At 52.4% G+C, this 15,786-nt stretch carries 9 protein-coding genes and 1 pseudogene; 1 reads left to right on the top strand and 9 read right to left on the bottom strand.

What is annotated here, in order from left to right:
- From mutL to radC, 7 genes are all read right to left on the bottom strand, one after another.
- On the bottom strand, positions 1-2,092 hold a 2,092-nt coding region (gene mutL, locus Q0526_RS14035; RefSeq protein ID WP_298734809.1), incomplete at its 3' end, for a DNA mismatch repair endonuclease MutL.
- Positions 2,093-2,107: 15 nt separating this feature from the next.
- Entirely contained in the window at positions 2,108-4,726 is a 2,619-nt protein-coding gene (gene mutS, locus Q0526_RS14030; RefSeq protein ID WP_298734806.1) for a DNA mismatch repair protein MutS, read from the bottom strand.
- A gap of 56 nt (positions 4,727-4,782) precedes the next feature.
- A complete protein-coding gene (locus Q0526_RS14025; RefSeq protein WP_298734803.1) occupies positions 4,783-5,190 on the bottom strand; it encodes a YlbF family regulator in 408 nt (135 codons plus the stop codon).
- Positions 5,191-5,213: 23 nt separating this feature from the next.
- Entirely contained in the window at positions 5,214-6,602 is a 1,389-nt protein-coding gene (gene miaB / locus Q0526_RS14020; RefSeq protein ID WP_298734800.1) for a tRNA (N6-isopentenyl adenosine(37)-C2)-methylthiotransferase MiaB, read from the bottom strand.
- Positions 6,603-6,769: 167 nt separating this feature from the next.
- Complete coding sequence (uvrA, locus tag Q0526_RS14015) at positions 6,770-9,670, bottom strand: excinuclease ABC subunit UvrA (protein ID WP_298734798.1); 2,901 nt, start codon at positions 9,668-9,670, stop codon at positions 6,770-6,772.
- Between the two features lies 1 nt (position 9,671).
- Positions 9,672-11,711 carry an excinuclease ABC subunit UvrB gene (gene uvrB, locus Q0526_RS14010; protein ID WP_298734793.1) on the bottom strand — a complete coding sequence of 680 codons (2,040 nt, stop codon included), beginning with the start codon at positions 11,709-11,711 and terminating at the stop codon, positions 9,672-9,674.
- A 147-nt stretch (positions 11,712-11,858) separates the two neighbouring features.
- Positions 11,859-12,596 (bottom strand): DNA repair protein RadC, encoded by a 738-nt coding sequence (radC, locus tag Q0526_RS14005; protein ID WP_298734791.1) that lies wholly within the window; start codon positions 12,594-12,596, stop codon positions 11,859-11,861.
- A 102-nt stretch (positions 12,597-12,698) separates the two neighbouring features.
- On the opposite strand from radC, the gene Q0526_RS14000 reads away from it, so the two are divergent.
- The gene (locus Q0526_RS14000; protein ID WP_298734788.1) at positions 12,699-13,661 is read left to right on the top strand and encodes an RluA family pseudouridine synthase; all 963 of its coding nucleotides are present in this window, start codon (positions 12,699-12,701) and stop codon (positions 13,659-13,661) included.
- Between the two features lie 55 nt (positions 13,662-13,716).
- Here Q0526_RS14000 and Q0526_RS13995 read toward each other — a convergent pair whose 3' ends face one another.
- Together Q0526_RS13995 and Q0526_RS13990 are read right to left on the bottom strand one after the other, a co-directional pair.
- A complete protein-coding gene (locus tag Q0526_RS13995) occupies positions 13,717-14,784 on the bottom strand; it encodes a hypothetical protein (RefSeq protein ID WP_298734786.1) in 1,068 nt (355 codons plus the stop codon).
- Between the two features lie 17 nt (positions 14,785-14,801).
- Positions 14,802-15,786, bottom strand: a pseudogene (locus Q0526_RS13990) (ATP-dependent zinc metalloprotease FtsH); the annotation flags it as partial.

Genomic DNA, 15,786 nt, shown 5'->3' with positions numbered 1-15,786 from the left:
CAAGGCGTCCAAACTGCTTTTCCAGCTCCTTCCGGGTGATTTTCAAAACGCAGGGACGGCCATGGGGACAAAACGGCGGAACAGAACCATCCATAATGCTCTGAGCCAGCGCCAGCATTTCTGCGTCACTGGTACGGTCCCCTGCCTTGATTGCCGCACGACAAGCGATGGAGTGAAGCACCCACTCGGTTTTTTCCCGTAGGGCATCTCGTCCGCCGTCTTGCAGGTGGGCAGCCAATTCCACCACCATGTCCTCCACGTCGTCCACTTCCACATCGGAAGGGACCGCTCGGACCATCACGGTAGAACCGCCAAAATCTTCTACTTCTAACCCAGCGTCATTTAAGAGGTCCGCATTCTGGAGCAGTGCTTGCTTTTCTGCCGCTGTTAAGTTTACCTGCACCGGTACCAACAGCATCTGCGCCGGTACTTCACCATAGGCTTGGGCGAGCTTTTCAAACAGAATCCGCTCGTGCGCCGCGTGTTTATCGATAAGGCAAAGTTCTCCATCACGTTCCGTAATGATATAAGTCTTAAACACTTCCCCTACCAGTCGCAGCGGTTCCGGCGCGGGCGGAGCCATTGTGATCTGCTGCGGTGCAATACCTTCTTCCGGCAGAGCACTCAGCGCATGCATGCTCTGTTGTTCAGGTTCCTCCTCGCAAGTGGGCTGTTCTAACGGCCGCTGTGGCATACTGCTTGGTGCAGCCGCTTCTTCTGTTTCTGCTTCCGGTATAGCAAACGACTTTTCCGGCTCTGCGGTTGGCTGTTTCTCCGGCAGGTCGGGAAGGATGTCCAACACCGAATCCTCCTGTGCTGCCACACGGCGCGACATCACAGATGGCTCTATGGCTGTTTGCTGCTTGTCTTGGTAAACCGTTCCCGACGACTGCAAGGAAACTACACCGGGCAACGGCTTGGCCGGCACCGGTTCTGTAAGCTGGTGCAGCGCGCGATATTCTGCCGCAGAAAGGGTTGCAAAGCCTGACTTAACCGGTGCCGACGTCGGTACCGGTTTCACCGCGGGCTTTGGAGTTTCGGCAACGTTTAACGGTTTCTTTTCTTCCGGAGCTCGTTCCAAATCAAAGCGGCACTCTCCGCTGCCCGGTGTCGTCAAAGCTGTGCGCACCGCACGGTATACCGCATCAAAAACATCGCTTTCCCGTGCAAAACGGATCTCAGTTTTAGCCGGGTGGACATTTACATCCACCAAATCAGCCGGCATATCCAACATCAGAACCGCCCCGGGAAATTTTCCCTGCATCATGGTACCTTTGTAAGCATTTTCCAAGGCAGCCATCATGGTGCGGTTTTTGACATACCGTCCATTAACGAAAAAGTGCTGCGTTCCACGGCTGGCACGACAAGCACGGGGCGGCGTGACCAGCCCCGTGACACGGTACACCCCGTTTCCGCTCTCTACCGGCAACAGATCCCGGGCAAATTCGCGCCCCATCACAGCATAGACCGCACTACGCAGCTCTCCGTCTCCCGGAGTCAGATATTGCTGTTTTCCATCCCGGATAAAGCGGAAACTAATCTCTGGATGAGAGAGCGCGGCATGCAGCACCGTTTCTGCCACATAGGTTCCTTCGCTGGCATCTTTTTTCAGGAATTTCATGCGGGCCGGTGTATTATAAAACAAATCCCGCACCGTAATGGTTGTTCCCACCGGCCGAGCCCCCGGTTCCATCCCCTGCGGCTCGCCGCCCTCAATTCGATAGCAGCAGGCGTACTCATCCTGCTCAGTTTTGGTGAGAACCTCTACTCTGGCCACACTGGCTATGGACGCCAGTGCTTCACCGCGAAATCCCAACGTATGGATGTGATTAAGGTCCTCTGCCTTCGCGATCTTGCTGGTGGCATGGCGAATAAAGGCTTTATCAATGTACTCTGCTTCGATACCACTGCCATTGTCTACAATCTGCAGTTCTGCAATCCCGCCGCGAGTGACAGACAGAGTGATTTGCGTTGCCCCCGCATCGATGGCGTTTTCCAACAATTCTTTGGCCACAGAGGCAGGCCGCTCCACGACCTCCCCCGCAGCAATCAATTCTGCGGTATGTTTGTCCAGTACATGAATTTCTGCCATGCACTTCACCTGCCTTTACTCTTTATCCAGTACGTTTTTCAGTTCATAGAGGAAATTCAGCGCCTCCAACGGCGTCAATGTTTCAATATCCACATTATGGAGCTTTTCTACCACTTCGCTGGGCACAGAAGGGTTGTTGTAGGCTTCCACCGTCTCGAAATCCAGTTGCATGGTCTGATTCCGACCGGGTGCGCTGGCTTCCAACTGCCGCAGTACCGCGTGAGCACGTTTGGTCACACTGGAGGGCAAACCTGCCAGTTTGGCAACCTCAATGCCGTAGCTGTCATCTGCCGGTCCTGCCACGATGCGGCGCAAGAACGTAATATCCTCGCCGCGTTTTTTTACAGCAATGTTATAGTTCTTGACCCCATAAATGTCCTTATCCATGCTGGTCAGTTCATGATAGTGAGTGGCAAACAGCGTTTTGCAACCAATATTGTCACAGATGTACTCCACCACTGCCCGAGCAATACTCATCCCGTCAAAGGTAGACGTGCCACGCCCGATCTCATCAAGAATCACAAGGCTATTCTTGCTGGCATGACGCAGAATTTCAGCCACTTCGGTCATCTCTACCATAAAAGTAGACTGACCAGCAGCCAGATCATCCGAGGCACCTACGCGGGTAAAAATCGCATCCACTACACCGATATGGGCACTGGCTGCAGGCACAAAACAGCCGATTTGGGCCATCAAGGCAATTAAGGCATTCTGCCGCATGTAGGTGGATTTGCCAGCCATATTCGGGCCGGTAATCAGCAGCATGCGGTTTTCCCCTTCGTCCAGCAACGTATCGTTCGGAACAAACAAGCTGCCTTTGAGCATCTGCTCAATGACGGGGTGACGCCCCTCTTTGATTTCCATCACGCCGCTTTGGTCCACCGTCGGCAACACGTAGTTGTTTTGCACAGCGACTTCGGCAAAACCGACCAAGACATCCAACTGTGCCACAGCCAACGCTGTGCGCTGGATACGAACGATCTGTGCCGAAATATCCGACAGCAGTTCCGAGAACAGTTGATGCTCCAAAACCAGCAACCGCTCGTTGGCGCCCAGAATTTTGGTTTCCAGTTCCTTGAGCTCCGGTGTGATATACCGTTCTCCCGTCGTCAGTGTCTGCTTCCGGGTAAAGCTGTCTGGCACCGAGTCGGTATAAGAGCGACTCACTTCAATATAATATCCGAACACCTTGTTGAAACCGATTTTCAATTTAGGAATGCCGGTTTCTTCCCGAAGTTTCGCTTCCAGATTGGACAGGTATCCCTTGCCGCCGTGCATGATATCCCGCAGTTCGTCTACTTCGCTGTTATAGCCAGCTCGAATCGCACCGCCGTCTTTCAGCGTTGCCGGGGGATCATCTACCAAAGCGGTGGTAATCCTTTGCAGCAGATCTTCCAGCGGGTCAATCTGCTCCGCCAGTTGCTCCAGCAAAGGCGCTCCACAGGCAGCTGCCTGCTTTTTTACATCCGGCAGCCGTGCGCAGGTATCACCCAACGCCTTGACTTCCCGAGGGGTGGCTGAGCCATACAAAATACGGGTCGTCAGACGCTCGATGTCAAACACGTGAGAGAGCGCTTCTTTCAAATCCGCCCGTGCAATATTGGCCGTATACAACGCCTGTACCGCGGCCAACCGTGCATTGATTGCTTCCGCATCCACCAACGGCTGTTCGATCCATCCGCGCAGCATGCGTTTTCCCATGGAAGTTTCGGTTTTGTCCAGCACCCAAAGCAGGGTTCCCCGCTTTTCGCGGCCCCGCATGGTCTCCGTCAGCTCCAGATTGGAGCGTGTGACCGGAGATAGCCGCATGTATTGCGCATCAGCGTAGTTTTCTACGGTTTTGATGCGTTCCAGTCCGTGTTTCTGCGTTTCCTGCAGATAATTCAGCAGGGCCGCCACTGCATAGGGAACCAATGCCTCTTCATCATACCCCATCGTCTGCCGCCAATCGGCGCCAAACTGTCCAGCCATCGTGGATTCCATCAGCGGTTCCTTATAGCAGGCATCTTCCCGCAATTCCACTAAGGCGTTTGTATGTTGTTTGATGTAGGTCGTTACATCTTTGAAATCCAGCATCGGCGGACAAATCAAAATCTCGCTGGGCATATAACGGCAAAGTTCCGTAATAATTGCACCACCGATTTTTTCCGCGTTGAGCTCCGTGGCACGTGCCTCACCGGTGGATATATCCGCAAAGCAGATTCCGGCCCGCCAGCGCCCACGGCGCCGCTTACAGTAGATACTGCACAGATAGTTGTTTTTATCTTCGGACAGCATGCTACTTTCGATTACGGTGCCCGGCGTGACCACGCGAATAATGTCCCGTTTGACAAGGCCCTTAGCCAGCGCAGGATCCTCCATCTGCTCACAAATTGCCACCTTATAACCTTTGGCAATCAGGCGGGCCACATAGGTTTCATAGGAGTGGAACGGTACGCCGCACATCGGCGCCCTTTCTTCCTTGCCGCAGTTTTTTCCCGTCAATGTCAATTCCAGTTCCCGCGATGCCGTCAGGGCATCGTCATAGAACATCTCATAAAAATCCCCCACACGGTAAAACAGGATCTCATTGGGATGTTGCTTCTTAATTTCAAAATACTGCTGCATCATGGGCGATACTGCTTGTTCGGCCATGTTTCACACTCCTGTTGTTTCTGCAATCCGTTGGCATTTTGCCTTTTGGGTAAATTTTAGTGGCAGCCGCCGCAAGTCGAACAACTGCCAGTGCAGCTTCCCTGCGGCTGCTGCACGGTCATGGGGTCACCACCGTTCATGGCAGTGTTAATGATGGCGTCAATGTAGCTGACCATCGCCTCGCACTCAGCCTTGGCTGCCGTATACCGAACCATGCCCTCACTGGCCATAATTTGGGTATACAAATCGTTGATGCGCTGGTTCAGCTCTGCTACTCGCGCTGCATCCGTCTCTGCTTTGGTGCTTTCGTTGTTCAGATCCAGACGCGCCAGATTAAACTCCCCAATCAAACCCTGCAGCTCCTGATCCGCGTCGTTTTCCCGACGCGCCGCATCCAGTTCCAGATACCGCGGGTCCGTCTGCATCGCAACTGCAGCTTTTTTAAACAAATCCATGCAATCCATAGTTTGAATACTCCTTTATTTCGTTAAGATTTATCTGCCAGTTCACCAAGCAGCAACGCTGCGCGAGAACCGGTCAAGTGCACCTGCGCCCACTGACCAATCAAGGTCTCGGATGCAGGGAATTCTACCACCAAATTGTTATCCAATCGTCCATTGACCGTGCCGGGGGTACGGCCCGCCGCTTCTACCAAAACGCGCACCGTCTGCCCCGCCATGGAAGCGGTAGCAGCAAATGCAAACTCATCCTGTGTGCGAAGCAACCGTTCCATACGCGCCGCCTTCTCGGCATGGGTGGTGGGGTCCGGCATTTTGGCTGCCGGCGTACCATTGCGCTTGGAATAAATAAAGGTGAAGAGCTGCATATATCCTACCTTGCGCACCAAATCCAGCGTTGCGGCAAAGTCTTCTTCGGTTTCTCCCGGGAAGCCCACGATGATATCGCTGGAGAACGTTACCCCGGGTATTTTTTTCCGTGCATACTCCACCAGTTCCAAATATTGTGCCACCGTATAGTGCCGGTTCATCTGCTGCAACAGTCGGTCACTGCCGGACTGTACCGGCAGATGAATATGCTTGCATAAATGGGGCTGCGCGGCAATGGTATCAATGAGCTTATGGCTGGCATCCTTGGGATGGCTGGTCATAAAGCGGATCTGATAATCGCCCGGAACCTCACACAACAAATTCAGCAGGTCAGCAAAGTCGATAGGATGTTCCAGACCCTTGCCATAGCTGTTAACATTCTGTCCCAGCAATGTAATCTCTTTATAGCCTTTAGAGATCAAATCCCGGAACTCCGCCAAAATAGCCTGCGGCTCACGGCTGCGTTCCCGCCCGCGTACATAGGGTACAATACAATACGTGCAGAAATTGTCGCACCCATACATAATCGGCAACCATGCACGGAACCCCGAATCACGGCGGATGGGCAGATCCTCCACCACCGCGTTGCGCTGTTCTGGCGTTTCCAAATAGCGTTTCCCTCGATGAATCCGTTCCGCCAACAGAGCAGGCAGCCGATCAATCCCATCCACGCCAAAAACCAGATCTACATACGGGTAACTCTGGCGCAGTTTTTCCACAATATGAGGCTGCTGCGCCATACAACCGCACACGCCGATGATCAAGCGGGGATTTTGCTCTTTCAATTTTTTGAGGGCGCCAATGTTGCCAAAGACGCGCTGTTCAGCATGTTCCCGCACGGCGCAGGTATTGAAGAGAATCAAATCTGCGTCTTCCAGCGTATCGCACAGACCGAAGCCAACATCCTGCAACACACCGCGGATCTTCTCGCCATCGTTAACATTTTGCTGGCAACCGTAGCTGCGTACGTAAGCCATCGGGGGCGTTTCGTAATAAGCCGCCAACGCCTTTGCGGCGGCATCATTGTGAGTATATGTTAGTTTTTCCAAGAGCGTTCTCCTTAAAGGGCATACAAATCCAATATACCGTACTAGTATAGCAAATCACCGTCAAAAGTACAAGCGGTAGTTTTGCTTTTTTGCCCGACACACGGTATGCTGTGGTTGCCGCTTCCATCGGGAAAAGCAGAAGCGCCCCTTTCGGAGCGCCTCCCTGCTTATTCAGTTTTGTTCTTTTCTTGCAGTTGTTTGGCACGTTCCAGCATCGGTTTGAGGTATTGTCCGGTGAAAGAATGGGGATTCTGCGCCACTTCCTCAGGCGTCCCCGTTGCCACGACCTGTCCGCCGCCGCTACCGCCTTCCGGTCCCAAATCAATAATATGGTCAGCTCGCTTAATCACGTCCAGATTGTGTTCAATCACGATAACCGTGTTGCCTGCCTCCACCAGCTTATCCAGCACCTTAACCAAACGATGAACGTCCGCTACGTGTAAGCCTGTGGTAGGTTCGTCCAAAATATAGACAGTTTGTCCGGTGCCACGCCGCGCCAATTCGTTGGCCAGTTTTACACGCTGTGCTTCACCACCCGATAACGTGGTAGCCGCCTGTCCTAGTTGAATATAGCCAAGGCCCACTTCCTGCAGCGTCTGCAATTTCCGTGCAATTTTGGGAATGTTGGCAAAGAACACACAGGCTTCTTCCACCGTCATGTCCAAGACATCGGAGATATTTTTGTCCTTATATTTTACTTCCAGCGTTTCCCGGTTGTAGCGTTTGCCTTTACAGACATCGCAAGGCACGTAGATATCCGGCAAGAAATGCATCTCAATCTGCAGGATACCACCGCCTTCACAGGCTTCGCAGCGGCCGCCTTTGACGTTGAAGCTAAAACGCCCCGGTCCGTAACCACGCATCTTGGCATCCTGCGTACTGGCAAACAGCGCACGGATATCGCTAAACACGCCCGTATAGGTAGCCGGGTTAGAACGCGGCGTACGCCCGATAGGTGATTGATCGATACCGATAACCTTATCGACCCATTCCATTCCCTGCACTTCTTCGCATTGTCCCGGGCGGCTGCGCGCCCCATTGAGAGCCGCTGCCAATGTTTTGTACAAAATCTCATTAATGAGTGTAGATTTGCCTGAACCGGACACACCGGTAACGCAAATCATCTTGCCCAAGGGGAAATCCACCGTAATGTTCTGGAGGTTGTTTTCGTGCGCTTTGACCACACGCAGAAATTTTCCATTGCCGGGACGCCGCACCTCGGGCACCTCTACAAATTTACGGCCCGACAGATATGCCCCTGTAACACTGCGTTTCACCTTACAGATGTCGGCCACACTGCCGGCTGCTACGATTTCGCCACCATGAACACCAGCGCCGGGGCCCACATCTACGATGTAGTCAGCCTGCCGCATGGTATCTTCGTCATGCTCTACCACGATCAGGGTGTTGCCCAAGTCCCGCAGCCGTTTCATGGTCGCAATCAGTTTATCGTTATCCCGTTGATGCAGACCAATGCTAGGTTCATCCAGCACATACAAAACGCCTGTCAGTGCGCTGCCGATCTGCGTTGCCAAGCGGATTCGCTGGCTTTCGCCACCGGAAAGCGAGGCCGCTCCGCGGGAAAGGGTGAGATAGCCAAGTCCAACACTCTCCAAAAAGCCAAGACGCTCTTTGACTTCCTTGAAAATCGGCGCACCGATCATCTCATCCCGTTCACTAACTTTGGCGGTCTTGATAAACTCCAATTCCTCGCTGACGCTCTTATCACAGAAATCGGCAATGTTAATCCCACCCACGGTAACTGCCAGACTGGTGGGTTTAAGGCGTCGCCCGTGACAAGCCGGACATTCCTCGCTGGACATGACCAGTGCAATTTCTTCTTTCACCCATTCACTACTGGTTTCCCGGAAGCGCCGCTCCAGATTGGGAATAATTCCTTCAAACTGATTGTAATAGGTGCCCGAACCAAACATGCTCTCTCGCTGCATCTCAATGCGCTCCTCGCCGGTACCATACAACAGAGCATGCAGCGCTTCTTTGCTGAACTCTTTAATGGGGGTATCCAGTGTAAAACCGTACCGCTTTCCCAAGGCGACATACGTCATCTCGGAGATAGAGCCTTCCGCATAGTACCATCCGCTGGCCTTGATGGCGCTTTCTCGAATGGACTTGCGTTTATCGGGAATGACTCGAGCCGGGTCCACCTTCATAAAGGTTCCCAAACCGGTGCATTTTTCACAAGCACCAAAGGGGTTATTGAAACTGAACATGCGGGGCGTCAGTTCTTCCACCGAAACACCGTGTTCCGGGCAGGCATAGCTCTGGCTAAACGTCATGGGCTCCCCGCCGATCACGTCCACCACTACCAGACCGCCAGTCTGCGCCAGCGCCGTTTCCAGAGAGTCTGCCAAGCGGCCGCGTACAGTATCGTTGATAATCAACCGGTCTACAACGATTTCCACCGTATGTTTGATGTTTTTTTCCAAAGTGATCTCTTCGCTGAGATCGTACATATTTCCGTCCACACGCACACGAGCAAAGCCTGCTCTCCGGGCCGCGTCCAGTTCCTTGGCCTGCGTGCCTTTGCGACCACGCACCACCGGCGCCAGCACCTGAAAACGGGTGCGTTCCGGTAATTTCATCACTTCATCCACCATCTCATCGATGGATTGCTGGGTAATCTCTCGTCCACAAACCGGACAATGCGGTACTCCGATCCGCGCGTACATCAAGCGCAGATAATCGTAAATTTCTGTCACAGTACCTACCGTGGAACGGGGGTTATGGCTGGTAGTTTTTTGGTCAATGGAGATTGCCGGAGAAAGACCCGTGATCTCATCCACATCCGGTTTTTCCATCTGCCCCAAAAATTGGCGAGCATAGCTGGACAAGCTCTCCATATATCGACGCTGTCCGTCGGCAAAAATCGTATCAAAAGCCAGACTTGATTTGCCCGATCCAGACAATCCCGTCATCACAATCAGCTTATTGCGCGGCAAGGTCAGATCCACATTTTTCAGGTTATGTTCTCTGGCACCTTTGATCACAATCCGGTTGTTGGGATCAATCTGAATTTTGGATTTTCGCTTGGTTTCTTTTGCTTCCATATCAGTTTTTGTATTTCCTCCTACCCTTGCGGGTCTTGGCAGCAGCCTTCCTCTCACTCGTATCCACAGCGGTGGGATCCTCGCCCCGCTCCAGCCGCGCGATCTCATCGCGCAGCTGCGCCGCCAGCTCAAACTGCAACAGTCTGGCAGCTTCCTTCATCTCTTTGGTCATCCGCTCGATGGTCTGCTGGCGTTCCGCACGGCTCATTCGATGCTGACGCATCCGCTTATTTTCTTCGCTCATGCTGATTTCCAGCCCATCGCCAATGGCCTTGACGATTGTCTTGGGTGTAATACCGTGCTCCTGATTGTAGGCATCTTGAATGGCACGGCGACGTTCTGTTTCCATAATAGCTCGTTCCATGCTAGGGGTAACTTCGTCAGCGTACATCAAAACAACACCGTTCGCGTTACGTGCTGCACGACCAATGGTTTGGATCAAACTGGTTTCACTGCGCAAAAAGCCCTCTTTATCGGCATCCAAAATCGCAATCAGCGAAACTTCCGGCAAGTCCAACCCTTCGCGCAGCAGGTTGATGCCTACGATTACGTCAATGGCCCCCACGCGCAGATCCTTGATGATTTCCATCCGCTCAAAAGTATCCACTTCATGGTGCATATATTTGGTCTTGACGCCATGTTCTTCCAGATAATCGGTCAGGTCTTCTGCCATCTTGACCGTCAAGGTGGTTACCAACGCTCGCTCCCCACGGTCAATCCGTTGCCGAATTTCCCCCAGCAAATCTTCAATCTGACCTTCCACAGGGCGTACCATAATCAGCGGATCCAGCAACCCGGTAGGACGAATCACCTGCTCGGCAACTCGACTGGAATGCTGGCGTTCATATTCCCCCGGTGTAGCCGAAACGAAAATTTTCTGATGAACTTTTTTTTCAAATTCTTCGAATCGCAGCGGTCGATTATCGAACGCGGAAGGCAGCCGGAACCCATATTCCACCAACGTTTTTTTTCGGCTATAGTCACCGCCGTACATACCACGGACCTGCGGCAACATAACATGACTTTCGTCCACCATGAGTAGGAAATCATCCGGGAAGTAGTCCAATAAGGTCGTAGGCGTAGAACCGGGTGCACGACCAGACAACACAGCGGAATAGTTCTCGATGCCCTTGCACATGCCCACTTCCTGCAGCATTTCCATGTCATAGTTGGTGCGCTGCTGGATACGCTGCGCTTCCAATAGTTTTCCTTCTTCGGTGAATTTTTTGACCTGTTCCTCCATCTCCTGCGCAATTTTGGCCAATCCTTCTTTCATTTTCTCCGGCCCCACAATATAGTGGCTAGCCGGGAAGATGGCCACATGGCGGACAACATTTTTGTGTTCCCCTGTCAGCGGGTCAAATTCGATAATGCGATCCACTTCATCCCCAAAAAACTCCACGCGAATCGCAAACTCGTCGTTGTAGGCCAGATGGATATCAACGGTATCCCCTTTAACCCGGAACTTATTGCGGATAAAATTCATGTCGTTGCGCTCATACTGCAACTTGACCAATCGTGCACACAGTTCATCCCGCTCCATCTGCATACCGGGGCGCAGACTAATGACCATGCTGCGGTAATCAATAGGGTCGCCCAAGGAATAGATGCAGGACACACTCGCCACAATGATGACATTACGCTGTTCCGATAGTGCCGCAGTGGCAGAATGACGCAGCCGGTCAATCTCATCGTTAATGGCACTATCCTTCTCGATATAGGTATCGGTGGACGGGATGTAGGCTTCCGGCTGATAGTAGTCATAATAGGACACAAAATATTCTACCGCATCATCCGGGAAAAAGCTGCGCATCTCGGTACAGATTTGGCTGGCCAACGTTTTGTTGGGTTCTAAGATAAGGGTTGGGCGGTTGCAGCGCGCAATAATGTTCGCCATTGTAAAAGTTTTACCGGATCCCGTGACGCCCAACAACGTTTGGGCGTCATCCCCCTCCTGAATTCCTTGTACCAATGCTTCGATTGCCTGCGGTTGATCGCCTGTCGGCTGAAATGGTGCTTTCAGGTGGAAAACTTCTTCCATAGCAAACCTCTTTTCCGTTAACAACATTTTGTTGTTTTTCGATTATACCATAGCCCATTTTATAAGTAAAGTCCCCTTTTGACATTTTGCTCCAGACACCCGAAAAAATACACCCCACGGCATTTTGGGCCGTAGAGTGTTTATTCTTTATCCTTTACTGGAAGCATTCAAAACATCGTTTTCCCCACGATAGTGCGGTAGGCAGCCACGGCTACGCATCGAGCAGGCATCCTCTCCCGCCACAATGATATGGTCCAGAATCGAAACACCCAAGGGGTCCAGCGCCTTCATGATTCCCAGCGTGGCGATCAAATCGGCATCACTGGGGACGGCCATCCCGGAAGGGTGATTGTGTGCCAAAATACCGCAGGTCGCTTCTGTGCGCGCCACATCTCGCAATAGTTTGCGGGTATCGATCTGCACACGATTGGGAACGCCCTCCGCAATGCGCATGTCGCGAACAGGCCGGCATTTATCGTCGAGTAAAATCAAATACAGCAGTTCATTCTGTTCCCCAAAGAAAAGGGGTTTTACATACTCGATTGCATGTTCCATCTGGTCTAAGGCTGTGCGGCGCTTTCGTTTTTTCAGACCGTAATACCGGCCAAAAGCCATCACGGTATGAATAACCTGCGCGCTGCGAGGGCCGATCCCTTTAACACGGACCAGCTCTGCAGGATCCGCTTCCATCACCTTGCAAAAATCGCCAAAATATTCGATCAACCGATGTGCCAATTCATTGGTATCTTGACGTGGAATCGCTAAAAACAAGAGATATTCCAACGCCTCATGTTCCGCGAGGCTTTCCAGCCCGTCCCGTTCCACTCTTGCCTGCATACGGGCACGATGCTTTTCGTGAACAGAACGTTCCTTGGAAGAAGCCATATTTTCACATCCTTTTGAGCCATCTCTTTACGGATCTTTCATTTTATTATATACTGTAATGAAATGTTTGCAAAGAGAAAATCCTTTACAAGTGAGGAAATCATGAAAAGTTTTACCGCCGGCCCCAATGAAAATGATGTACGGCTAAGCCGCTTCGTCGAAAGCGTCACGAAGCAGTTGCCCCGCAGCATGATGTACAAGGCCTTTCGCAACAAGCGCATCAAAGTAAACGGCAAGCGCGCAGAACCGGATACCCGCCTGCGCACCGGGGATTTCATTGAGCTCTACCTCAATGACGAGTTTTTTCCGGAACATCCTGTTTCTACCAAGGCCAAACAGCCCAAAAAGCAGCCTGCAGTCACTGTGGTATACGAGGACGATCAGTTCGCCGTCCTCTATAAACCCGCCCATCTCCTATGTCATAGCGACAGAACTGGGGATCCCAATTTGGTAGATGCCTTCGCCGCCTATCTGGAAGCCAAAGGAGAATACGATCCTCATGCCGAACATCGCTTTGCTCCGGCGTTATGCAATCGCCTCGATCGCGGAACCGAAGGTCTTGTTTTGGCTGCCAAAACCTATACAGCACTGCGGGATCTCAATGCGATCATTCGGGATGACCTAATGAAGAAGGAATACCTGACCATCACGGTGGGGGCCCCACCTGCCGGACGCCATATTGCTTGGTTGCAACACAATGAGAAAACCAATAAAGTTCGGATTCATGCCCGAGAAGGCGAAGGATATAAAAAAATCATCACCGACGTTACAGTGATCCAACAAACCGGTCCTTTTGCTCTTTGTCGGATTGGTTTGATTACTGGACGTACCCATCAGATACGCGCACATCTGGCTTATCTAGGGCATCCGGTATTAGGGGACATCAAATATGGAAACCGTAAGATGAATGAACGTACAGGCCTGAAAACACAGGCACTTTGTGCCCAGCGTCTTACGTTTGGGCGCATCCCCGAGGACAACACTCTTCACTATCTTTCTGGCCGTGTGATCAAGTTAGAGAACCCCAATATTCTCCGCGTCTTTGATAAAGTTACCACTTCATAAAACAAGCGCCACCTCTTTTAAGAGATGGCGCTTGTTTTATTAGCAAGTTTTTGGGTTACGCAATGACAAAGTGATATACCAAGGAAACCGCAATAATCAGTGCGCAAACAATCGCGGTAATCGGCGGCGCCCAGTGGATGATCCGTTCGGCCATGATATCGTCTTCGCTAGACTCGTCCTCATCGGCGTAACGGGCGCGGCCTTTCTTGCCCCGAGGTTCGTCATCGTAATCGTCCTCGTCGTCATAGTCCAGCTCATCTGTATCGTACATCTGGGTGCCTTCGTCGTCGTCTTCATCCTCGAACAAACGCCCTTTAGGGGCGTAACGGCGAACGCGTTCCATTTCCTCATCATCGTCCTGCGCATACCCTTTAGGATCGTACGTCGCCGTAGCGTCGTCCGCTTCCTCAATCGCCGCCTGTGCGGCTGCAGCCGTAGCAGCCGGGTTAGCATTCTGGGTGCGCTGCGGGGTAACATTATCAGCCACAGAATTAATTTCCTGCTGTTGACGTTCCGCCGCACGGCGTGCTTCTTCCAAAATCGCAGTTAGCGTCGCCTTGATACCGGCGCGATCCCCACCACATTCCGAACAAGAAGTGCTGTTTTCCTCATTGGGATGGAACGCACCGCAGGCGCAGAACCAGCCATATTCGGTATCCTGCGGAACGCAGGTCAGCATGCTATTACCAGTGCGCTGCTGCAGCGTTTTGGCAATAGAGGCCGGCAAAACGCGAGGCATCTGCAAGCGAACACGCTTGTAGTTGCGCAGATCTACACCGCGACCATTCAGGAAAGCGCGATCCTGCTCCACCTCTACGCTGGAAACCGGTGTATCGCTGACATAGACCGCATCGTCACTACCGAACACATCGCCCGGCTGTGCATCCAGTTGCTCATAATAGAAGTCGTCTTCACAAAGCACCTGACCCGCAGCATCTTTACATTTGAAGTGGACGACAAGCCCAGTCAACGGTTCCGTACCGACGTTCTTAAAGGTCAAGCACACCGCAACTTCGCCGGTTACATCGCCTTTCAGCAATTCCACCCGCACAAACTGGACCGGGCTTCCTGCCGTGTAATAGTTAGCGCGCGATTGCGCCATCAGGGAAAAATTCTGATCCATGATCCAACACCTACTTTTTACTCTTGGGCGTCCGGTCGGTCTGTATCCGGCTCGGCTACGGTCTGTGTTTTCGAACTATCCTCCTGCGCGGTCGCCTGTGTCGGCGCAGGTGCCGCATGTTCCACCTTCGTGGTTTCACCCGTGCCAAGATCAAACGGCGGCAGGCTTCCGCCTTCCATCAGCGTACGGAATTCATCGCCGCTAATCTTTTCCCGTTCCATCAAAACGTTGGCCACTTTGTGCAATTCGTTCATGTGCTCGGTAAGCAGCCGGCGGGCCGTTTCATAGGCTTCGTCTACAATGTCGCGGATTTCGTTATCGATCTCCGAGGCGATAGCTTCCGAGTAGCCTTTTCCCTGTCCAAAATCACGGCCGAGGAAGGTCTGTCCCGGATCGCTGCCATATACCACAGGTCCCATCCGTTCCGAGAAACCATACCGCGTGACCATCGCGCGGGCTGTATCGGTCGCACGCTGCAAGTCACTGGAAGCACCGGTGGAAATGTCATCCAAAACCAACTGTTCCGCTACGCGACCGCCCAAAAGGGAAACAATATTTTCGAACATGGCAGTCTTGGTCACATAGCTGGGGTCTTTCTCAGGCAAGTACATCGTATAGCCGCCTGCCCCACCACGAGAAATAATACTAATCTGATGGACCGGATCGTGATGTTTACCAAAATAGCCAGTGATAGCGTGACCGGTCTCATGATAGGCCACCAAACGAAGTTCGTCATCGGTAACCACATGGCTCTTCTTCTCCGGTCCCATCATAACCTTGACAGATGCTTCCTCAATCTCCGGCTCCGTGATGGCTTTTTTGCCACGACGAGCTGCAAGCAAGGCCGCTTCATTGACAAGATTCTCCAGATCAGCACCCGAGAAACCTGCCGTAGACCGAGCGATAGTCTTCAGACTGACATCCGGTCCCAACGGCTTATTCTTAGTGTGCACCTTAAGGATTTCCTCGCGGCCCTTTACATCGGGCAGCCCCACATACACC

The sequence above is a fragment of the uncultured Subdoligranulum sp. genome, assembly GCF_937890665.1.
Note: the sequence above shows the minus strand (reverse complement) of the source record. Positions and strands in the feature narration are given on the sequence as shown.